Source organism: Intrasporangium calvum (assembly GCF_028446585.1).
Classification (GTDB): Bacteria; Actinomycetota; Actinomycetes; order Actinomycetales; family Dermatophilaceae; genus Intrasporangium; species Intrasporangium calvum_A.
The window spans coordinates 112,207-132,133 of record NZ_JAPFQL010000001.1 but is presented as its reverse complement, the minus strand read 5'-3'; the positions used below and the strand labels follow the sequence as shown (position 1 = coordinate 132,133).

17 protein-coding genes and 4 tRNA genes are annotated in these 19,927 nt (G+C 71.4%); 11 read left to right on the top strand and 10 right to left on the bottom strand.

Annotation, left to right across the window (positions count from 1 at the left end; all coding sequences use genetic code 11):
- The 4 genes from OO014_RS00660 to OO014_RS00645 all read right to left on the bottom strand — a co-directional run.
- Nucleotides 1–2,031 (bottom strand): 3-hydroxyacyl-CoA dehydrogenase NAD-binding domain-containing protein (locus OO014_RS00660; protein ID WP_272460293.1); only part of this gene is annotated, 2,031 nt, incomplete at its 3' end.
- The gene (locus tag OO014_RS00655; RefSeq protein WP_272460292.1) at nucleotides 2,028–3,269 is read right to left on the bottom strand and encodes a thiolase family protein; all 1,242 of its coding nucleotides are present in this window, start codon (nucleotides 3,267–3,269) and stop codon (nucleotides 2,028–2,030) included. The genes OO014_RS00655 and OO014_RS00660, both read right to left, overlap by 4 nt.
- A gap of 142 nt (nucleotides 3,270–3,411) precedes the next feature.
- A complete protein-coding gene (locus tag OO014_RS00650) occupies nucleotides 3,412–4,761 on the bottom strand; it encodes an HRDC domain-containing protein (RefSeq protein WP_272460291.1) in 1,350 nt (449 codons plus the stop codon).
- A complete protein-coding gene (locus tag OO014_RS00645) occupies nucleotides 4,758–5,345 on the bottom strand; it encodes a DUF3000 domain-containing protein (protein ID WP_272460290.1) in 588 nt (195 codons plus the stop codon). The genes OO014_RS00650 and OO014_RS00645 overlap by 4 nt, the downstream gene beginning before the upstream one ends.
- Before the next feature lie 92 nt (nucleotides 5,346–5,437).
- Between OO014_RS00645 and hemE the strand changes: the two genes are divergently transcribed.
- Complete coding sequence (hemE, locus tag OO014_RS00640) at nucleotides 5,438–6,538, top strand: uroporphyrinogen decarboxylase (protein WP_272460289.1); 1,101 nt, start codon at nucleotides 5,438–5,440, stop codon at nucleotides 6,536–6,538.
- Nucleotides 6,538–8,208, top strand: coding sequence for a murein biosynthesis integral membrane protein MurJ (gene murJ / locus OO014_RS00635; RefSeq protein WP_272460288.1), 1,671 nt, complete (start codon nucleotides 6,538–6,540; stop codon nucleotides 8,206–8,208). Before hemE ends, murJ begins: the two co-directional genes overlap by 1 nt.
- Before the next feature lie 44 nt (nucleotides 8,209–8,252).
- On the opposite strand, the gene OO014_RS00630 is transcribed toward murJ, so the two are convergent.
- Nucleotides 8,253–9,293, bottom strand: coding sequence for a DUF4349 domain-containing protein (locus OO014_RS00630; protein ID WP_272460287.1), 1,041 nt, complete (start codon nucleotides 9,291–9,293; stop codon nucleotides 8,253–8,255).
- Nucleotides 9,294–9,410: 117 nt separating this feature from the next.
- Here OO014_RS00630 and hemG point away from each other — a divergent pair, with 117 nt between their 5' ends.
- Complete coding sequence (hemG, locus tag OO014_RS00625) at nucleotides 9,411–10,820, top strand: protoporphyrinogen oxidase (RefSeq protein ID WP_272460286.1); 1,410 nt, start codon at nucleotides 9,411–9,413, stop codon at nucleotides 10,818–10,820.
- 8 nt (nucleotides 10,821–10,828) lie between these two features.
- Nucleotides 10,829–11,530: a hydrogen peroxide-dependent heme synthase gene (hemQ, locus tag OO014_RS00620; RefSeq protein ID WP_272460285.1), complete on the top strand. Its 702-nt coding sequence runs from the start codon at nucleotides 10,829–10,831 to the stop codon at nucleotides 11,528–11,530.
- Between the two features lie 27 nt (nucleotides 11,531–11,557).
- Here hemQ and OO014_RS00615 read toward each other — a convergent pair whose 3' ends face one another.
- Both OO014_RS00615 and msrB read right to left on the bottom strand, forming a co-directional pair.
- Complete coding sequence (locus OO014_RS00615) at nucleotides 11,558–11,938, bottom strand: DUF1707 SHOCT-like domain-containing protein (protein WP_272460284.1); 381 nt, start codon at nucleotides 11,936–11,938, stop codon at nucleotides 11,558–11,560.
- A 101-nt stretch (nucleotides 11,939–12,039) separates the two neighbouring features.
- Entirely contained in the window at nucleotides 12,040–12,459 is a 420-nt protein-coding gene (gene msrB, locus OO014_RS00610) for a peptide-methionine (R)-S-oxide reductase MsrB (RefSeq protein ID WP_272460283.1), read from the bottom strand.
- Nucleotides 12,460–12,581: 122 nt separating this feature from the next.
- On the opposite strand from msrB, the gene OO014_RS00605 reads away from it, so the two are divergent.
- Nucleotides 12,582–13,850, top strand: a complete 1,269-nt coding sequence (locus OO014_RS00605) for an alpha/beta hydrolase family protein (protein ID WP_272460282.1) — start codon at nucleotides 12,582–12,584, stop codon at nucleotides 13,848–13,850.
- Nucleotides 13,851–13,958: 108 nt separating this feature from the next.
- Here the strand turns inward: OO014_RS00605 and OO014_RS00600 are convergent, their stop codons facing one another.
- On the bottom strand, nucleotides 13,959–14,729 hold the full coding sequence (locus OO014_RS00600) for a dihydrofolate reductase family protein (protein ID WP_272460281.1): 771 nt from the start codon (nucleotides 14,727–14,729) through the stop codon (nucleotides 13,959–13,961).
- A gap of 62 nt (nucleotides 14,730–14,791) precedes the next feature.
- Here OO014_RS00600 and OO014_RS00595 point away from each other — a divergent pair, with 62 nt between their 5' ends.
- Nucleotides 14,792–15,775 carry a polyphosphate kinase 2 family protein gene (locus OO014_RS00595; protein WP_272460280.1) on the top strand — a complete coding sequence of 328 codons (984 nt, stop codon included), beginning with the start codon at nucleotides 14,792–14,794 and terminating at the stop codon, nucleotides 15,773–15,775.
- Between the two features lie 83 nt (nucleotides 15,776–15,858).
- Here the strand turns inward: OO014_RS00595 and OO014_RS00590 are convergent, their stop codons facing one another.
- The gene (locus OO014_RS00590) at nucleotides 15,859–17,496 is read right to left on the bottom strand and encodes an acyl-CoA dehydrogenase family protein (RefSeq protein WP_272460279.1); all 1,638 of its coding nucleotides are present in this window, start codon (nucleotides 17,494–17,496) and stop codon (nucleotides 15,859–15,861) included.
- 98 nt (nucleotides 17,497–17,594) lie between these two features.
- On the opposite strand from OO014_RS00590, the gene OO014_RS00585 reads away from it, so the two are divergent.
- From OO014_RS00585 to OO014_RS00565, 5 genes are all read left to right on the top strand, one after another.
- Entirely contained in the window at nucleotides 17,595–18,698 is a 1,104-nt protein-coding gene (locus tag OO014_RS00585; protein WP_272460278.1) for a YihY/virulence factor BrkB family protein, read from the top strand.
- A gap of 79 nt (nucleotides 18,699–18,777) precedes the next feature.
- Nucleotides 18,778–18,850 (top strand) — tRNA-Gly (locus OO014_RS00580).
- A gap of 28 nt (nucleotides 18,851–18,878) precedes the next feature.
- Nucleotides 18,879–18,949: transfer RNA gene (locus OO014_RS00575), tRNA-Cys, on the top strand.
- A 15-nt stretch (nucleotides 18,950–18,964) separates the two neighbouring features.
- Nucleotides 18,965–19,039: transfer RNA gene (locus OO014_RS00570), tRNA-Val, on the top strand.
- 60 nt (nucleotides 19,040–19,099) lie between these two features.
- Nucleotides 19,100–19,175 (top strand) — tRNA-Gly (locus OO014_RS00565).
- Nucleotides 19,176–19,227: 52 nt separating this feature from the next.
- On the opposite strand, the gene OO014_RS00560 is transcribed toward OO014_RS00565, so the two are convergent.
- Nucleotides 19,228–19,794 carry a hypothetical protein gene (locus OO014_RS00560; protein ID WP_272460277.1) on the bottom strand — a complete coding sequence of 189 codons (567 nt, stop codon included), beginning with the start codon at nucleotides 19,792–19,794 and terminating at the stop codon, nucleotides 19,228–19,230.
- Between the last annotated feature and the right edge of the window lie 133 nt (nucleotides 19,795–19,927).

Below are 19,927 nucleotides of genomic sequence, written 5' to 3'. Positions count from 1 at the left end.
CTGGAAACCGGCCCCGGTGATCATCGCGAGGTCGATGTCCATGGGGGACTGCGCGACCTCCTCGTCGAGCATCCGGCGGGCCTCGTCGGCGAGCACGGTCAGGACCCGCTCGCGGACCTCCGGGACGCCCAGGACGACGGGCTCCGTGGGCCGCTCGATGAGCTCAGCGGCTTCCGGCAGCAGCACCGGGCGACCCGAGCTGAGGTCGTAGAAGCCCGGCAGCTTCGCGGCGACGAGCCGCTGGAGGGTCGGCGACGCGTAGAACCGGTCCGGGAAGGCGCGGACCAGCGTCTCACCGTTGTGCAGCGCGATCGCCGGTCCGACGAGTCCGATGAGGACGAACGGCGGCATGGGGGCCAGGCCCGCGAACGCCCGGTCGACGACCTCGATCGGCGTGCCCTCGTCGAGGATGCGCGCGGCCTCTCCCATGAAGCGGCCGAGCAGCCGGTTGACGATGAACGAGGGCCGGTCCGCCGCCCGGATGCAGGTCTTCTTCAGCTCCTTGCCCACGGCGAAGGCGGTGGCCAGGGTCGCGTCGTCGGTCTGTGCCCCGGGGATGATCTCGAGGAGCGGCATGACGGCGACCGGGTTGAAGAAGTGGAAGCCGACGACGCGCTCCGGGTGTTCGAGCTCGGCCGCCATCTCCGTGATCGAGAGGCTGGACGTGTTCGTGGCGAAGACGCACTCGGGACCGGTGACCCGCTCGAGCTCGGCGAACACCTGCTTCTTGACCGACATCTCCTCGAAGACCGCCTCGATGACGAAGTCGGCGTCCGCGAAGCCGGCCTTGCTCGTCGACCCGCTCACGAGCGCCTTGTAGCGGTTGAGGCGGTCCGGGCTGAGGCGCCCCTTGCCGGCCAGCTTGTCGAGCTCGGCGTGGACGTAGCCGACCCCCTTGGCCACCCGCTCGTCATCGATGTCGGTCAGGATGACCGGCACGTTGAGGCGTTGGACGAACAGGAGCGCCAGCTGGCTCGCCATGAGGCCGGCGCCGACGATCCCGACCTTGGTGACCCTGCGGGCGAGGCTCTTGTCGGGAGCCCCGGCGGGCCGCTTGGCCCGCTTCTGGACGAGCTCGAAGGCGTAGAGGCCGGCCCGCAGCTCGTCGCTCATGATCAGGTCAGCGAGCACCTCGTCCTCGGCGGCGAAACCCTCGTCACGCGTGGCCGTGCGGGCAGCCGCGACGAGGTCGAGCGCGGCATAGGGGGACTTTGCCTGGCGGCCCGTCTTGACGTCGGCGAACGCCTTGGCCTTCGCGATCGCGGCCGTCCAGGTGGCCTCGTCGCGGTCGATCTCGGCGCGCTCGACCGTCACTGCTCCCGTGAGCACTCCGGCGGCCCACCCGATGGAACGCTCGAGGAAGTCGGCCGGCTCGAAGATCGCGTCGGCGATCCCCAGCCGGAAGGCCTCGGGCCCACGGAGCATGCGGTTCTGGGACAGCGGGTTGTCGATGATGACCTTGAGGGCGTTCTCGACGCCGACGAGGTTGGGCAGCATCCAGCAGCCGCCCCAGCCCGGGATGATGCCGAGGAAGACCTCGGGCAGAGCCACCGCCGGGACGCCGGCGCTGATGGTCCGGTAGGTGGCTGACAGGGCGAGCTCGACGCCGCCGCCCATCGCGGCCCCGTTGACGAATGCGAAGGTCGGCACGGGCAGGTCGGCCAGCGCGGCGAAGGCTGCGTGCCCGGACCGGGCGACGGCCAGCGCCTGCTCGCGCTCGGTGACGAGGGGAATCCCCGTGAGGTCGGCGCCGACGGCGAAGATGAACGGCTTGCCGGTGACGGCGACGGCCGCGATCTCGCCGGCCTCCGCCCGCACCCCGAGCGCGTCCACCGCGGCGTGCAGCTCGGCGATGGACCGGGGGCCGAACGTCGTCGGCCGGGTGTGGTCGAGACCGTTGTCGATCGTGATGAGGGCGAGCGTCCCCGCGTCGCCGGGCAGGGTGATGTCGCGGACGAGCGCGTGGGTCACGACCTCGTCGCCGAACTCCAGGCTCGGCTGGGCGGTCGTGGTCGTCGAGGTGGCGGTCACTTGGCGTCCTCCGTGGTGGCCGGGGCGACGGCGTCGCGCTGGTAGTCGGGGTGGTGCGGGTTCTCCCAGATGACCGTGCCGCCCATGCCGAGGCCGATGCACATCGAGGTGAGGCCGTAGCGGACCTCGGGGTGCTCCTCGAACTGGCGGGCGAGCTGGGTCATGAGGCGGACGCCGGAGCTGGCGAGCGGGTGTCCGACGGCGATGGCGCCGCCGTACTCGTTGACGCGCGGGTCGTCGTCAGCGATGCCGAAGTGGTCGAGGAAGGCGAGGACCTGGACGGCGAAGGCCTCGTTGAGCTCGAAGAGGCCGATGTCGTCGATGGACAGTCCGGCCTTGGCGAGGGCCTGCTCGGTGGCGGGCACCGGTCCGACGCCCATCACCTCCGGCTCGACGCCGACGAAGGCGTAGGAGACGAGGCGCATCCGGATGGGCAGGCCCAGCTCGGTGGCGGCGGCCTCGGAGGCGAGCAGGCAGGCGGTCGCGCCGTCGTTGAGGCCCGCGGCGTTGCCGGCGGTGACGTTGCCGTGGGCGCGGAAGGGCGTCTTGAGGGCGGCGAGGTCCTCGAGCGTGGTGCCCGGCCGGGGCGGCTCGTCCTCGGTCGCCAGGCCCCAGCCCAGCTCGCCGTGGCGGACGGCGACGGGCACCAGGTCGGGCTGGATCTTGCCGTTGGCGTACGCCTTGGCGAGCTTGTCCTGGCTGCCGACGGCGAAGGCGTCGGCGCGCTCCTTGGTCAGCTGGGGGAAGCGGTCGTGAAGGTTCTCGGCCGTCTTGCCCATGACGAGGGCGTCGGGGTCGACGAGCTTCTCGGCCAGGATGCGCGGGTTGGGGTCGACGCCCTCTCCCATGGGGTGGCGGCCCATGTGCTCGACCCCGCCGGCGATGGCGATGTCGTAGGCGCCGAAGGCGATCGAGCTCGCGGTGGTCGTCACTGCGGTCATGGCGCCGGCGCACATCCGGTCGATGGAGTATCCGGGCGTCGACTTCGGCAGTCCGGCGAGGAGGGCGGCCGTGCGTCCGATGGTCAGGCCCTGGTCGCCGATCTGGGTCGTCGCGGCGATGGCAACCTCGCCGACCCGGTCGGTGGGCAGGTCGGGGTTGCGGGTGAGCAGTTCGCGGATGCAACGGATGACGAGGTCGTCGGCACGGGTCTGGGCGTAGATGCCCTTCTCACCCGCCTTGCCGAACGGGGTGCGGACGCCGTCGACGAAGACGACCTCACTGAGCTGGCGGGGCACGGTGCCTCCTAGGGAGAGGGGGACGTTCCCGCAGATCCTACTTCTGAGTAACTTCGTCGCCAACGGGTGGACCCGTGACGGTACTCACGCGCGCACCACCGGTCCGTATGCCGCTGGGCCGGCTCCCGTTGGAAGGGTCCCGTCAGGAGGTGGTGGGGTGCTCGGAGCACGCCCGCGCGATGAGGGGAGCGGCGAGACTCGTCTGCCACCGCCGAGCGCCCATCCTCGCCAGGGCCTCCGCCACGTCCGCAGTGGTCGGGGCAGGCGGGCCGTCCCAGAGGTAGCGACGCAGAAGGTCTGGCGTGAGGACGTTCTCGACGGGGATCGCCAGCTCCTGCGACAGTCCCGCGAGCAGCTCACGCGCGCGAGCCAGCCGGGCGGCCGCCACGGGGTCCTTGTCGGCCCACGTGCGGGGTGGGGGCGGACCGGTCGAGGGCAGGGCGAGCGGCGGCAGGTCCGCCTCCGGGAGGGCGAGCGCCTCCGAGAGAACCTCGAGCAGCGCCTCCTGGTGCCGGCGGATGGAGCGAGCCAGCCGCGGGTCCGACGAGGTCAGCGACCGGGGTGCGCGCTCGGCACGCTGGTGTGCGATGGCGATCTCCGCGATGGCGGCGTCGGGGACGATCCGGCCGGGGGAGACATCGCGCTGCTGGGCCAGCTCGTCGCGCCAGAGCCAGAGCTCACGGACGATCGCCGTGCCCCGGCGGGCCCGGATGCGGTGAATGCCGGAGGTGCGCCGCCACGGGTCGACCCGGCGTTCCGGGCCGGTGAAGGTCAGCAGGGACTGGAACTCCTCGGCCGCCCAGCCGGCCTTGCCCTGGCGTTCGAGGTCCGCGCCCACGGCGTCGCGCAGGTCGACGAGGACCTCCACGTCGAGGGCGGCGTAGCGCAGCCACGGCTCCGGGAGCGGGCGGACGGACCAGTCCACCGCGGAGTGCTCCTTGGCCAGCTGGAGCCCGAGATAGTGCTCGACCATGGCGCCCAGCCCGACCCGAGGCAGACCGGCCAGCCGACCGCCCAGCTCGGTGTCGAAGAGCACCCGGGGGCGCAGGCCCACCTCGGCCAGGCACACGAGGTCCTGGGTCGCCGCGTGCACGATCCACTCGGCGTCGCCAATGGCGTCCTCGAGCGGGCTGAGGTCGGGCAGGGCGACGGGGTCCACGAGGAAGGTGCCGGCGCCCGCGCGGCGGACCTGTACGAGGTAGGCCCGCTGCCCGTAGCGGTAGCCGGATGCCCGCTCGGCGTCCATCCCGATCGGGCCCGAACCCGCGGCGATGGCCTCGGCGGCCTGCGCGAGACTGCGTTCGTCGGTGAGCACCTCGGGCACGCCGTCGCGCGGCACGACGAGGGGAGTGAGTGGTCGGGCGTGCGTGGCCCCGTCGGCGGCCTGGATCGGGGTCTCGGTCGGGATCTCGGTCGGGATCTCGGTCGGGGTCTCGGTCGGGGCGGCCGCCTCGTCGGTCCCTGTCGCGGACGAGCTCGGCACGGCGGTCATCGCCGTTGCCCGGGCAGCGGCACCACGCCGTCCGGCAGGGGCGGGATCCCGGCGATGGTGCACAGCAGGTCGGCCCACGCACGCAGGTGCTCGGTCACGTCCCCACCGTTCATGGGCGTCCACGAGGCGCGGATCTCCATCTCGACGCTCGGCGCTCGGTCGGACAGCCCGCCGAAGCTCTCGCTCAGCACTCGGGTCACCGTGCCGGCCTGGGCCGTCCAACGGACGCCTCGGCCGCGCAGCGAGTCGGTCAGCCACGACCAGCCGACGGCCCCGAGCATCGGGTCGCTGGCGAGCTCCGGCTCGAGCTCCGCGCGGGCGAAGGTGACGATCCGCCACGTCCCGTCCCACGTCTCCGGGCCCTCGGGATCGTGCAGGACGACGAAGCGTCCCGTGGCCAGCTCTGCGTCCGGGTCTGCGGGGTCCAGGACATCGGCAGTGAGCGCCGCGGCGAACGGGGCGATCCGGGTGGGCGCCGGCACCTCGGTGAGGCGCACTTCGGAGCGCACCCGAACGTCGCGGAGGGCTGCGAGCACCTTCGCGAAGTCCGCGCCGTGGTTGCCCGGCAACGTTCTCGTGTGCACCCGACGAGGGTATGCCGCCGGGGTCGTTTTGTCCGCAGGGCACGCCGAGGCGCGTGGCGGGGTCATCGGTGCTCGCGTGGCAGGATTGAGCAGTGCCGACCCCAGCCACGTCCCCAGCCTCCTCGGCTGCTCCCGCTGCCTCCTCCGGACCCGCCGAGCCGCATGCGCCAGGAGACAGCGACCTCGTCCGCGCCGCCCGCCGCCAGCCCGTCTCGCGCACACCAGTCTGGTTCATGCGCCAGGCGGGGCGCTCGCTGCCGGAGTACCGCGCCGTCCGCGAGGGCATTCCCATGCTCGAGTCGTGCATGCGTCCGGACCTGATCACCGAGATCACGCTCCAGCCGGTGCGGCGCCATGACGTGGACGCGGCGATCTTCTTCAGTGACATCGTCGTGCCGCTCAAGGCGATCGGCGTCGACCTCGACATCGTCCCCGGCGTGGGGCCCGTGGTCGCCCGCCCGGTCCGTGCGGCCAAGGACCTCGACCAGCTCATCGACCTGACGCCGGAGCACGTGCCCTACATCACCGAGGCGGTCCGGCAGCTCGTCACCGAGCTCGGTCCGACGCCGCTGATCGGCTTCGCCGGCGCTCCGTTCACGCTCGCCTCCTACCTGGTCGAGGGTGGGCCGTCCAAGAACCACGAGCACACCAAGGCACTCATGCACGGCGACCCGCAGCTGTGGGACGCCCTGTGCGCCCGGCTGGCCCAGATCTCCGGTGCCTTCCTGCGAGTCCAGGCCGAGGCCGGCGCGAGCGCGGTCCAGCTCTTCGACTCCTGGGTGGGGGCTCTGTCGCGGGCGGACTACACCCGCCACGTCCAGCGGCACTCGGCGACGGCCCTCGCCGCCGTCAAGGACCTCGACGTGCCCCGGATCCACTTCGGGGTGGGCACGGGCGAGCTGCTCCGACTCATGGGAGAGGCCGGGGCGGACGTCGTCGGCGTCGACTACCGGGTGAGCCTGACCGACGCGGTGGAGCGTCTCGGGCCCGACTACGCCGTCCAGGGCAACCTCGACCCGGCTCTCCTCTTCGCCCCCTGGGACGCCCTCGAGCGCCGGGTGCGCGAGATCGTCGAGGAGGGCAAGCAGGCGCCCGGCCACATCTTCAACCTCGGCCACGGAGTGCTGCCGAGCGTCGACCCCGACGTGCTGACCAGGGTCACCGCCCTGGTCCACGAGGTGTCGGCGCGCTGATGGCCCAGGGGTCGCTCGCCCGGTCGAGCCTCGTCATGGTGGGCGGGTCGTTCGCGTCCCGCGCCCTCGGCGTGGTGCGCGCGGCCCTGCTCACGGCGATCATCGGCACGCTTGCTGCCGGTGACGCCTTCAACCTCGCCAACACGCTGCCCAACGTCTTCTACCTGCTCGCTGCCGGCGGCATCCTCAACGCGGTGCTCATCCCCGCGCTGACCCGCGCCATGAAGCTCGAGGACGGCGGCCGGGAGTTCACCGACCGAGTCGTCACGGTCGCCCTCGTCGCCATGGCCGCGATCACGCTCCTCGTCGTGCTGGGAGCCGGGCTCTTCGTCTCGCTCCTCTCCGGTGACCGGGGGGCCGACTTCGAGCGGCTGGCCCTCGCCTTCTCCTTCATCTGCCTGCCGCAGATCTTCTTCTACGGAGCGTTCGCGCTCTTCGGGCAGATCCTCAACGCGAAGAACCGCTTCGGCGCCTTCGCCTGGGCGCCGTTCATCGCCAACGTCTTCGCGGTCATCGGCCTGCTCATCTTCATCGCGCTCTACCCGGCCCCTCAGGTCGTCACGGCGCAGGGCCAGCCGATCCCGCGCGGGCCCGAGGACTGGACGGCGCCGATGATCTGGCTCTTCGCGGGCTCCGCGACGGTGTCGGTCATCGCCCAGGCTGCCTGGCTGTTGCCGGCCCTCTACCGGACGGGCTTCCGCTACCGGCCGCGGTGGGGGCTGCGCGGCGTCGGCCTGGGCGGCGTCAGCCGCCTGGCGGTCTGGGCCTTCGTGGGCCTGGCGGTCTCACAGGTCGGGTTCTTCATCACGCAGTGGGTGCTCAACACCGCGGCGGCCCGGTCGGGACGACCGCCTGACGACCCGCTGCGGGCCACCTCGGTCTACGCGGTCGCCTTCACGATCTTCATGCTGCCTCACGCCTTCATCGCGGTGTCCATCATCACCGCGCTGTTCCCGCGGCTGTCCAAGGCGGCGGCGGACGACGACGTGCCGGCTCTCAAGTCGGACTTCCGCCGGGGCCTGCTGCTGCCGCTCGTCGCCAACGTGCCCGTCATGGTCTTCGTCATGGTGGCGGCCACTCCCATCGTGGCGCTGCTCGCACCGGGCATCGACGGCCCGTCCATCGAGCTCGCCTCGATCGTGCTCGTGGTGATGATCCTGGGCATCGTCCCGTTCGGGGTCGACCTGCTCTGCTACCGGGTGTTCTTCGCCCTCGAGGACGGCCGTTCGCCCCTTCTCATGCAGGTGGTGCTCACGGTCATCTCCCTCACGGGTGGCATCATCACGCTCTTCGTGGAGCCGAAGTGGGCCATCGCCATCGTGGCGGCGGGGCAGACGATCGGCAATGCCGCCAGCTCGGCCACGGGCGTCATGCTGCTCAAGCGACGCTTCGGCCTGCTCGGGCTCGCCGAGATCGTCAACTCCACCGCTCGCATCGGTGTCGCCGCTGCCGGGGCCGGGCTGCTCGCCTGGGGCACGATGACGGTCCTGTCACCCATCCTCGGAGACCCGACCGCTCCCTCGAGCGTCGTCGACCGTCTCTTCAGCAGCGGGATCGTCCTCGCCTTCACCGGGATGCTCTTCGTCATCGTCTATCTCGCGCTGGCCCATGCGATGCACGTCCGCGAGGTACGCGACGTCGCCGACATGGTGCGCCGACGCGTCTCCTGAGGCACGGCCTGAAGAGAGGCGTGGGTCCCGAGAGCGGCCCGTGCTCAGTCCGACGACGCCGGCGCGCCGGCGTTGCGGCGCCGTAGCCACCGGCGCACGAACCAGGCGACGACGAGGGCGAGGAGAAGCCAGGGCAGCAGGACGGCCAGTCCAGTCACCACCACCATGATCGAGGCGAGGAAGGCGTCCCAGGCCTTCTGCAGGCTCGTGAGGAAGGCGTTGTCGTCCGGCTCGGGTGGCGCCGTCTCATCCGTCCACAGGGTCACCGACACGGTCGACGTGGACGTCCGCAGCTCGAGCTCGGCCAGTCGTTGCTCGAGGGAGTCGAGGTCCGCCTGGCGACGGGCGAGCTCGCTCTCGAGCAGGACGATCTGGTCGAGACTCGTCGCCTTGACCATGAGGGCGCGGACGCGGGCGATGGAGTCCTTCGCAGGCTGGATCCGGGCGCGGGTGTCGACGTACGTCTCGGTCACGTCCTCGGACTGCGATGACCGGTACGAGAGCGTGCCCAGGCTTGCCGAAGAGAGGTCGGTCAGGACCTTGTCGAGCGCGTCCGCAGGAACGCGGAGGGTCAGGCGTGCTTCGTTGACGCCCACGGGCGGAAGGAAGCCCTCCTCGGAGACACCTTCGGGCCCCTTGCGGTTCTCAACGGACCCGGTCGGGTCCGGGGCGGTGACGATGCTCTCGGAGATCACCTGTCCGCCGGCGGCCTCCGCGATGGCTCGCACCCGGCTGCTGGCGCCGGCGATGTCTCCCACCTTGATGCCGAGCCAGGCGGTGCGGGCCAGCTTGGTCCCGACCGATGTCACCGCGCCACCCGCCTGCGGAGCTGAGCCCTGCTCCTCCGGCGCGTAGCCGCCCGCGGCGTCCGGGAGGACGGGCGCCCCCACGCTGCCGTCGCGCTGCGACTCGGTGATGATCCCGCTCGCCGGCGCGGGCACGTCAGAGCGGCTGCCCCAGGTCCCGTTGAGCACGGAAAGGCCGACTGGGACGGAGAGCGCCACCACGAGGAGCGTCAGTCCGACGACGAGCCACAGGTGCCGTCGCCGCGGCGTATCGGGTCGGAGTCGATCGAACGTGACCATGGGGTCCTCCTCCACCAGGTGGCCCCGGAGCGTCTTGATCCGGTGTGCGCCGTCCCTGTGTCCGTGAAGACACCTGGGCGGGCCGAAACGTTGAGTCCGGGATGGGAGAGTGGCGTCATGAATGCTCGCGTGGGAGTGGTCGGCGGCGGAATCGCAGGACTCGTGGCGGCCTGGCACCTCGTCCGGGCCGCCCCCGAGCTCGAGGTCACCGTCCTCGAGGGGGCCTCGCGCGTGGGTGGGAAGCTGCGCGTCGAGCAGGTGGGCGGCCTGACCGTCGACGTAGGGGCAGAGGCGGTGCTGACCTTCCGGCCGGAGGCGATGCAGCTCTTCGACGAGCTCGGTGTCGCTGACCGCGTCGCCCACCCTGCTCCGGTCCCCGCCTCGATTGTCATCGACGGAGCCCGGCGACCCATGCCCAAGGGCACGCTCATGGGGGTTCCCGCCGACCCCGAGGCCGTGCGCGGGCTGCTGACCGATGCCGAGGTCGACCGGCTCAGGAGCGAAGTGCTCACGCCGCCCGTCCACGGCGACATCGCGGTCGGCACCTTCGTCGACGCGCGGCTGGGCCCTGCCGTCACCGACAAGCTCATCGAGCCGTTGCTCGCCGGGGTCTACGCGGGTGACTCCCGCAACCTGTCGCTCGAGATGGCGGTGCCCCAGCTCGCCAAGGCCGCTCGTGAGGGCACCTCGCTGCTGGAGCTGAGTCGCTCCCTCGTCCCCCCTGCGTCGCCGGGATCGGAGGGTGCGCGTCGGCCCGTCTTCGCCACGATCGCCGGCGGGCTCGGCCTCGTCCCGGAGATCCTCGCGCTGCGTCTGCGCGACCTCGGAGTCACGGTGCGCACGGGCGCCATGGTGCGCGGGCTCGCGCGTCGGGACGGACGGTTCGTCGTCTCGAGCGGCCCGACGACCGACGTGCGTGAGGACCTCTTCGACGACGTGATCCTCGCCACGCCGGCTGCACCCACCGCCCGCCTCCTGCGCGGCCTGGCTCCCGAGGCGGCGTCCCGTCTCGCGCGCATCGAGTCGGCGTCCATGGCGATCGTCACCCTCGTCCTCGATGGACCTCCGCCCGAGGTCCTCGACGGCAGCGGGTTCCTCGTCCCACCCACCGAGCAGACGACCATCAAGGCCTCCACCTTCAGCACGGTGAAGTGGCCGTGGCTGGCCGCCGCATATCCAGACCACACCGTCCTTCGCACCTCACTCGGTCGGCACCGTGAGGAGGCCACCCTCCAGAGGTCCGACGAGGAGCTCGTCGAGGTGTCCCTCGCCGACCTGGCCGCAGTTCTCGGGCCGTCCCTGCCGGCCCCGGCCGCGGTGCACGTCCAGCGCTGGGGAGGCGGGCTGCCGCAGTACGCCGTGGGTCACCGTGCCCTCGTCGAGGGGCTCGAGGAGCCCGCCCCGGGGATCGCCCTCGCCGGCGCCGCCCTCAGTGGGGTCGGCGTGCCGGCCTGCATCGCCTCGGGCCGCCGGGCGGCGGAGGCGGTGCTGACCCGCGTGCGAGCGGATCGTCGCGGCTTGGGATGATGAGCGGCATGACTGACAAGCTGACCCCGGCCCAGATGCGCGAGATCAACGAGACCATCCGCTACTCGATGTGGTCGGTGTTCAGCAGCGTCACCCCGCTCGGCGACGACCGCGAGGCGCTGGCCGACGAGCTCGAGTCGTTCCTGGCGACCATCGCCGGCGAAGGCGTCGTCGTGCGCGGCATCTACGACGTGGCCGGGCTGCGCGGCGACGCGGACTTCATGATCTGGTGGCACGCCTCGACCATCGAGCAGCTCCAGTCCGCCTACCACCGGCTGCTGCGCAGCGAGCTCGGGGCGCACCTCGAGCCCGTGTGGTCCTCCGCCGCACTGCATCGGCCCGCTGAGTTCAACAAGAGCCACATCCCGGCCTTCATGGCCGACGAGGTGGCCCGCAAGTACGTCTGTGTCTACCCGTTCGTCCGTTCCTACGACTGGTACCTGCTCGACGACGCGGAGCGCCGCGACCTGCTGCGGGAGCACGGCCAAATGGCGCGCGACTACCCGGACGTGCGCGCCAACACCATCGCCTCGTTCGCGCTGGGCGACTACGAGTGGCTGCTCGCCTTCGAGGCCGACGAGCTCTTCCGGATCGTCGACCTGATGCGGGAGCTGCGCGCCTCACGCGCGCGCAACCACGTGCGAGAAGAGATCCCGTTCTTCACCGGCCCGAAGGTGGACGCACGACAGCTCGTCGCGAACCTCCGCTGACGCCCCGCTTGCCGGGTCGGTCCCGGCTCAGTCCTCCGTGATCGCCGAACTGATCACGGCGACGACCGGCACGAGCACGAACCACAGCAGCGACCCGGTGCGCAGGAAGAGCGCGAGGGCGAGGAAGGGCGTCAGCGCGAGCACGACGGTGCGCACCCGCGCCCAACCACTCCGGGCGCGCTCGATCTCCGTGCGGCCGGCCACCGGCAGCGGGCGCCGGTCCCGTCCCAGGGCCGGCAGGTCGCTGAAGAGCACGTCCAGGTCGTGCCGCGTCACCGCGTCCGCAGCGCGACCACGGCGGTCCTCGAACTCGTGAGAGTCGAGCCGTCCCGCCTCGTGGTGCTCGGCGAGCAGCTCCATCGCGGCACGCCGCTCGGCGTCCCCGATGCGCAGCTCGTCCGACCCCATGTCGCGAGGATAGGTGACTCGTGGGTGGCCCCCAAGGGCACCTCAGGCCGACCGCAGCGAGACTCCGCGTCGGGCACCCGTCGAGCCCAGCGGCATACGGCTCACTCGTCGTCGGGGGTCAGCCGGAGGCTGATCGAGTTGATGCAGTAGCGCTGGTCCGTGGGCGTGCCGTAGCCCTCGCCTTCGAAGACGTGCCCGAGATGGGAGCCACACGTCGCACACCGCACCTCGACGCGTCGCATGCCGTGGCTGCTGTCCTCGACGTACTCCACCCGCTCCCCGGCGAGCGGCGCGTAGAACGACGGCCAACCGCAGTGGGACTCGAACTTCGTGTCGCTGCGGAAGAGCTCCGCTCCGCACGCCCGGCACGAGTAGACGCCCTGGGTCTTCGTGTCGGTGTACTCGCCCCGGAACGGCGCCTCGGTGCCGGCCTGCCGCAGGACGTGGAACTCGGCGGGCGTCAGCGTGGCCCGCCACTCGTCGTCACTGCGCTGGACGGGATAGGTGTGGTCGCTGCTCATGTCCCCTCGAACGTCCCCGACCTCCCGTTTGTGCCCGAGGCAGCAAAGCCCGCCCACGACGCGCCGGTCGGCGTTCACGGGACCGTCGCCCGGGCGCCTGCTCGCTTTGGCACGATGGCCGCGTGAAGCTTCGTCAGCTGGTGACCCGCCCGGTCCTCATCGCCGGTGCCGCGGGTGGAGGCTCCGCGGTCGGCGCGGCCGCGGGCTCGGTCGCCGCTGCCGCCTGGTTCGCGCGCCGGGTGCTGACCCCGGACGAGCTGCAGCCCGACGACGTCGCGATCGTCGCGCACGACGCGGAGTCGGTGACCTTTGCCTCCGGTCCGGACCCTGACGTCCGGGGACGTTACGGCGTGTGGCTGGACGGGGGAGCGGGCCATGCCCGGGTCGGGCGGATCCTCGAGCACGACGAGCTGGCGGGAACGGTCCGGCGCGAGCTGATCGCCGTCGACCGTGGAACCTTGCAGGTGGGTCCGGCCCGCTGGAACCAGTACTACTACTGGGATCGGCCGAGCATCAGCCTCGGCCTGCCCGACGAGGACCTCGTGGTGAGCTCCGACGTGGGTGCCCTGCCCGGCTGGGTGGTGCGCCCTGCCGAGACCAGCCGCAGCGGAGACTGGGCGATCCTCGTGCACGGGCGGGGTGCCCGCAAGGAGGAGACCCTCCGGGCGGTGCCGGTGCTGCGAAGGGCGGGCTGGACATGTCTGGTGGCTGCGTACCGCAACGACCGGGACGCGCCGCGCGGTCCCGACGGGCGCTACAACCTCGGCCTGTCGGAGTGGCGGGACGTCGAGGCAGCCATCGCCGCCGCCGTCGCCCGCGGGGCGCAGCGAATCGTCCTCTTCGGCTGGTCGATGGGCGGGGCCATCGTGCTGCAGACGCTGCACCGCTCGCGTCACGCCGACCGGATCGTCGGCGTGTGTCTCGACTCCGCTGTGATCGACTGGGACGCGGTGTTGCGGCACCACGGACGGCTCAACCACCTGCCGAGCCCGTTGGTCCGGGTCGCGCGCAGCCTGATGGGCTCGCCTCGCGGACGGTCGCTCGTCGGGCTCATCGAGCCGATCGACCTCGCTCACACGGACTGGGTCGCCCGCGCCGACGAGCTCGACGTGCCGATCCTGCTCATCCATTCCACCGGGGACACGGTGGTGCCGTTCGCCCCGGCTGCGGCGCTCGCCGAGCGGCGGCCCGACATCGTGAGGTTCGAGCCCTGGCATCGAGCCCGGCACTGCCGGGAGTGGAACTACGACTCCCAGCGTTGGGAGCTGGCCGTCTCGTCCTTCGTGGGGGGCCTCCCCGAGCGTCCGGACATGCTGCAGCGCCACGGGCGGTCGCCGGCCATCGCCGGGGCCCCAGCCGGCGGGCTGACAGCACGGCACGACATTGGCTGACACGGGGAAGATGCGCACGCCGAGGAGCTGAAGCGCGGGCCCGCCCTGGGTCAGGTCCCGCCAGGTCCCGCCAGGCCGCCAGGAGCGTCTCCTGGAGCGCGTCCTCGCTCATGGCGCCGGTGCGTCGCCCTGCTCGCGGACCGTGGTGAACCAGCGGCCCATCAGGGTGCCGTCCTCCTCGACGAGCCCGGCCAGCTCGAGTTCACACGGTGCGGCGGCAGCGGCGACCGGCCGGGGGTGCTCGCCGCCGACGATCCTCGGGGCGATCGTGAAGCACAGCTCGTCGACCAGGCCCGCGGCCAGCAAGGATGCGGTCAGCGCCGGGCCGCCCTCGCAGAGGGGACGCGACCAGCCGCGGTCGTGCAGCGCGGTCACGAGGACGCGGAGGTCCACGTCGTCGTCACCGCAGAGGATGACCTGCTCGTCACCGAGCACCGATCGGGCCTCGGCCAGACCCTGCGCGGTGGCGCAGGTGGCCAGCAGGACCGGTCCGCGGCTGCCGTCCCGCACGCTCTCCGGGAGCCGGCCGGCGCGGCTCACCACGACCAGGGGCAACGGGTCGTCGAGGCCTGCGGCGCGGCGGAGCGGCAGGACATCGGGCGTCACGGCCAGGCCGGTGTAGCCCTCGGCCCGGATCGTGCCCGCGCCGACGAGGACGGCGTGGCTCAGGCCGCGGAGCAGCTCGAAGACGACGTGGTCGGCCTCGGTGTTGATGGACCCCGACCGGCCGTCCGGGCCGGTGGCGGCACCATCGACCGTGGTCACCATGTTGCAGCGCAGCCAGGGCTCCCGGGGTGCGGTATAGGCCTGCGCGAGGTGGTCCAGGTCGAGCTCCGTGCCGGGCATGAGGCCGCCGGGAGCGGGTAGGAGCAGGCGCATGGAACAACCCTAGGCGGCCACGCTTCCACTGGGGCGGTCGTCGTGTCCGGCAGGATGGCGCAATGGGCAAAGGCAAGGGCAAGAAGAAGGCGGACAAGGCCAACAAGAGCGGCGCGCAGACCGACGCCGAGGCGCTCGAGTCGAAGCAGAAGGCCGACGAGGAGCGGGCCGTCGCCGACCTGGCCGAGAAGTTCGTCGCCGACGGGCTCCATCCCATGGGCGGCTTCTCCGACGCACTGCGGGTGGAGAAGGACTTCGTCCTGGCCGACGTCGACACGTCCTCGACCCCGGCGTTCGACGGTGACAAGCTCGCCGGCAAGGCGGCGCTCGCGTCGGCCGAGGAGGAGCTGACCGACCTTCTCGAACGGTTGTGGGCAGAGTCGACGACCGGGTCGAAACGTGCCTTGCTGCTCGTGGTGCAGGGGATGGACACGTCGGGCAAGGGCGGCATCATGCGCCACGTCATCTCGGTCAACCCCCAAGGGGTGCGCGCGACGGCCTTCAAGGCGCCGACCGAGGAGGAGCTCTCCCATGACTTCCTGTGGAGGATCGAGAAGGCGCTGCCCGGGGCGGGCCAGCTGGGCGTCTTCGACCGATCCCACTACGAGGACGTCCTCATCGTGCGGGTCCACGACCTCGTCCCCGAGGACGTCTGGTCCAAGCGGTACGCCCAGATCAACGCCTTCGAGCGCCAAGTGGCCGCGGCCGGCACGAAGATCGTCAAGGTGATGACCCACATCAGCAAGGACGAGCAGAAGTCGCGCCTCATGCGCCGCCTCGAGCGTCCGGACAAGCACTACAAGTTCAACCCCGGCGACGTCGACGAGCGCAGCCACTGGCTCGAGTACATGGAGGCCTACCAAGCGGTGCTCGATCGCACGTCGACGACCGGCGCGCCGTGGCACGTCGTGCCCGCGGACCGCAAGTGGTATGCCCGGCTCGCGGTCCAGCAGCTCCTCCTCGAGGCGTTGCGGGAGATGGACCTGCAGTGGCCGGAGGCGGACTTCGACGTGGAGGAGCAGAAGAAGCGCCTCTCCGCCAGCTAACCGAATCGAAAGAGCAGTTCGCGACACGTCGCGAACTGCTCTTTCGATGGGTCAGGTGTCGCGAACTGCTCTTTCGATGGGTCTCAGCCGATGCGGTCGAGGATGGCGCCGGTCGAGCCGGCGAGGTCGACGGGGAGCGTGCCGAAGGTGTGGCCGTGGCCGCCCCCGATGCGACTCGCGATGAAGGCCTCCGCCACCGTGGGGGAGTGCTCCACCAGCAGCGCCGCCTGGAGCGCGACGGCGAGGCCCTCGACCGCGGCGCGGGCGGTGAAGGCCGCCTCTGGGGAGTCCGGGCGCAGTGAGTGGGCCTGCCGCACCGCGTCGTCCATGTGGTCGTCGAGGACGCGGCTCACGCCCCGGACCCGGTGGAGCTCCTTGGTGAGGGCCTCCAGGCTCGCCGGCTCCCGGCTGACGGCCCGGATCACGTCCAGCGCGTTGACGTTGCCCGACCCCTCCCAGATCGAGTTCAGCGGAGCCTCGCGGTAGAGCCGGGCCAACCCGTTCTCCTCGACGTAGCCGTTGCCGCCGAGGCACTCGAGCGCTTCGGCCACCATCGGGGCGGTGCGCTTGCACACCCAGTACTTGCCCACGGCGACTCCGAGCCTCGCGAGTTCCGTCTCCCCGGTGTCGAAGGCGTGCGCCAACCGCATCGCGAGAGCCGTGGCAGCCTCGGCCTCGAGGACGAGATCGGCCAGCACGTTGCGCATCAGCGGCTGGTCGACGAGCAGCCGGCCGAACACCGTCCGCCCACGGGCGTGGTGGACGGCCCGAGTCACGGCGTCCCGCATCGTCGCCGTCGACCCGAGGACGGTGTCCAGCCGGGTCGCGCCGACCATCTCGATGATGGTGCGGACCCCGCGCCCCTCGTCGCCGAGGCGCGAGCCCCACGACCCGTCGAACTCGACCTCGCTCGAGGCGTTCGAGTGGTTGCCCAGCTTGTCCTTGAGCCGCTGGAGCGCAAACGGGTTCCGGGCTCCGTCGTCCAGGGCCCGGGGCACGACGAGGCAGGTCAGCCCCCCGGGCGCCTGGGCCAGGACGAGGAAGACGTCGCTCATCGGTGCCGACAGGAACCACTTGTGGCCGGTGAGCCGGTACGTCTCGCCAGGCAGGGGACCGCCGGCTGTCGGCGTCGCGACCGTCGCGTTGGCCCGCACGTCCGAGCCGCCCTGCTTCTCGGTCATCCCCATCCCGGCGATGACGCCGGCCTTCTCGGCGAGCGGCCGGATGCCGAAGTCATAGCGGCGGCTCGCCAGCTTCGGGAGCCAGCGCGACGCGAGCTCAGCGTCATGTCGCAGAGCCGGCCCAGCGGCATACGACATGGAGATGGGGCAGCCGTGCCCAGCCTCGACCCGCGACCAGATCATGAACCCGGCCGCCCGCCTGGCGTGCGCGCCCTGCCCGGGCGGCGTCGTCCACGGCTCCGCGGTGAGGCCGGCCCCCACCGCCTGCGTCATGAGCCAGTGCCAGGACGGGTGGAACTCCACCTCGTCGATGCGGTTGCCTCGTGAGTCGTGGGTGCGCAGCACGGGAACGTTGGCGTCGGCGAGGCGCCCGTGCTCCTGGGCCTCGGGGGAGCCGGCGAGCCGGCCGAGCTCGCTCAGTTCGGCGGCGTGCTCGGCGGGCACCCACCGGGCGACTGCCTCGGACAGCGCTTGATCCTCAGTGAGGAAGTCCCGGTCGACGAACGGCTCGACCTGGTTGGTCACCTCGTGCGTGCTCATCCCAGCAGACTAGGTCCGCTCCCGGGCGCCACGGCTGCGGGCCCGTGTCGCGCGCGTCACCCCGGCCAGCCCCCATCGGGCGGCTAGCCTCGGGGGCGATGACGGTCAAGGCGTTGGTTCGGCGCACCCTCGAGCGGATCCCGGGGGCGGTGCCGCTCGCCAGGCTGACCCTCGAGACCATCCGCGTCTGCCTGAGCTACCGCGTGACCGGCCTCGCCGCGGAGGGCGGCTTCTTCCTCCTCCTCTCCCTCCCGCCGTTCGTCCTGGGCCTCTTCGGCGGGGTCGGCTACCTCGGCAACATCCTCGGCCCGGACGTCGTCCAACAGCTGCTCGAGGTCGTCACCGACTACGCCTCCGGTTTCCTCACCCAGGCCAGCATCGAGGAGCTGCTCCTGCCGACCGTCCGCGACGTCCTGCAGGACGGACGCCCCGATCTCATCTCGGTCGGCTTCCTCTTCGCGTTGTGGTCCGGGTCCCGCGCCCTCAACGTCTTCGTCGACACGATCTCGATCATGTACGGCCAGGGCGACGGCCGTGGCATCCTGCGCCAGCGCTTCCTCACCTTCGGGCTCTACACGCTCGGCATCGTCGTCGCGGTCGTCCTGCTCCCGCTCGTCCTCCTCGGGCCGGCCATCATCGAGGGCTGGCTGCCCGAGCGGCTCAAGGTCCTCACCCTCGCCTACTGGCCCCTCGTGCTGGTGCTGTCGCTTGCCCTGTTGACGACGCTGTTCCACATCGCCACGCCGCGCCGGGCGTCCTGGTGGCGCAACGTGCCGGGGTCGCTGCTGGCTTTGGCGATCTGGCTGCTGGCCTCCCTCGTCGTGCGCAGCGCCCTCGAGGCATCGCTCGGCGGCTCGTCGATCTACGGGCCGCTCAGCACCCCGATCGTGCTCCTCATCTGGCTCTACGTCCTCGCCATCGCCATCCTCATCGGCGCCGGGCTCAACGCCGCCACCCGCGTGCTCTGGCCGGTCGAGCTGCGCGACGGGGCAGGGACGAAGCTGGCCAACTGGGCTGGGGGCCTCTTTTCGCGCCGTCTCGCAGCACGCCCTCCGGCGCAGGTCGACCCGATTGCCGGGGACCGCCGCAGCCGGGACCAGCAGTTCACCAAGCGCGAGCGTTCGCACCTCGCCGAGGCCATCGACCGTGAGCTCTCCGAGGGGGTCGCACGGCCCCGTCAGGGCGGTGAGCCGAAGGGCTGAGGGCGGTTTTGTATCTGCCCGAGCGATCCGCTACTGTCTACCAAGCACGCAGCGGGGAAGTTACACCGCTGGTGTTCCCGCGGACGTAGCTCAGTTGGTAGAGCGCAACCTTGCCAAGGTTGAGGTCGCCGGTTCGAGCCCGGTCGTCCGCTCGGAGGCAAAAGGCAACTTGCCTTCATTGGTGGAGTGGCCGAGAGGCGAGGCAGCGGCCTGCAAAGCCGCGTACACGGGTTCAAATCCCGTCTCCACCTCGGTGCAACACCCAAGGGCGATTGGCGCAGTGGTAGCGCGCTTCCTTGACACGGAAGAGGTCACTGGTTCAAACCCAGTATCGCCCACCACCTGGGACACGGCGTTCGGACCGCGAGAGCGGGCCGAGCGCCGTTCCTCTCGGTGCACCCGCGGACGTAGCTCAGTTGGTAGAGCGCAACCTTGCCAAGGTTGAGGTCGCCGGTTCGAGCCCGGTCGTCCGCTCCACGAGAAGGCCCCCGACCTCATGGTCGGGGGCCTTCGTCGTGTGCCGGCCCGCTCAGCACACCAGCGAGGTGAGTCCCTGGTCGCTCTCCGAGCCGCCACGGAGGAGCTTGCCCCAGCCCTGCGTGCAGGACTGGGTCGTGCGGACGGGCGTCGAGTAGGTCAGCCGCTGCCGGTTGTCGCCGACGGTGTAGCCGCGGGTGTCGGTGCTGCCGCCGACGACGATGCCCGCCTGCGGGCGGTAGCCGAAGCCCAGGTTGTGATATTGCGCCCACACGTAGACGGACGCGAAGTTCATCCAGGCCGAGCCGCTGGAGTCCCAGCACCAGCCGATGTACTGCCGGACGGTGAAGGCGCTCATGCCCTTGTCCCGCACGACCTTGCTCGTGCCGAGCTCGCGGACGTTGGAGCAGTTGACGCTGGCGCTGTCCGCGGTCGCCTCGACCGGCGCGGCTGCCGGCTGGGCCGGCTGGCCGGCCGGCTGGGTTGCGGGCCGAGCGACCGGCGTGCGCGCCGGCGTCGCAGCGGACGCGGCGCTCGCCGTGGTGGGGAGGATCGCCGTGAGCAGCGCGGCGACGAGGACGGCCACGAACGCGGGGATCACGCGGTGGAGGGACTTCATGGTGGAGAGCTCCTGCAGGGTGGTGGTTCTTCGTGTCTGGGTCAGTTCTGCTGGGCTGGTGTGATAGAGGGAGTGGTGTCACGACAGTACGACGTCCGCCCCGGATCGGCAGCCCGAAATGTCCACGGTCCCG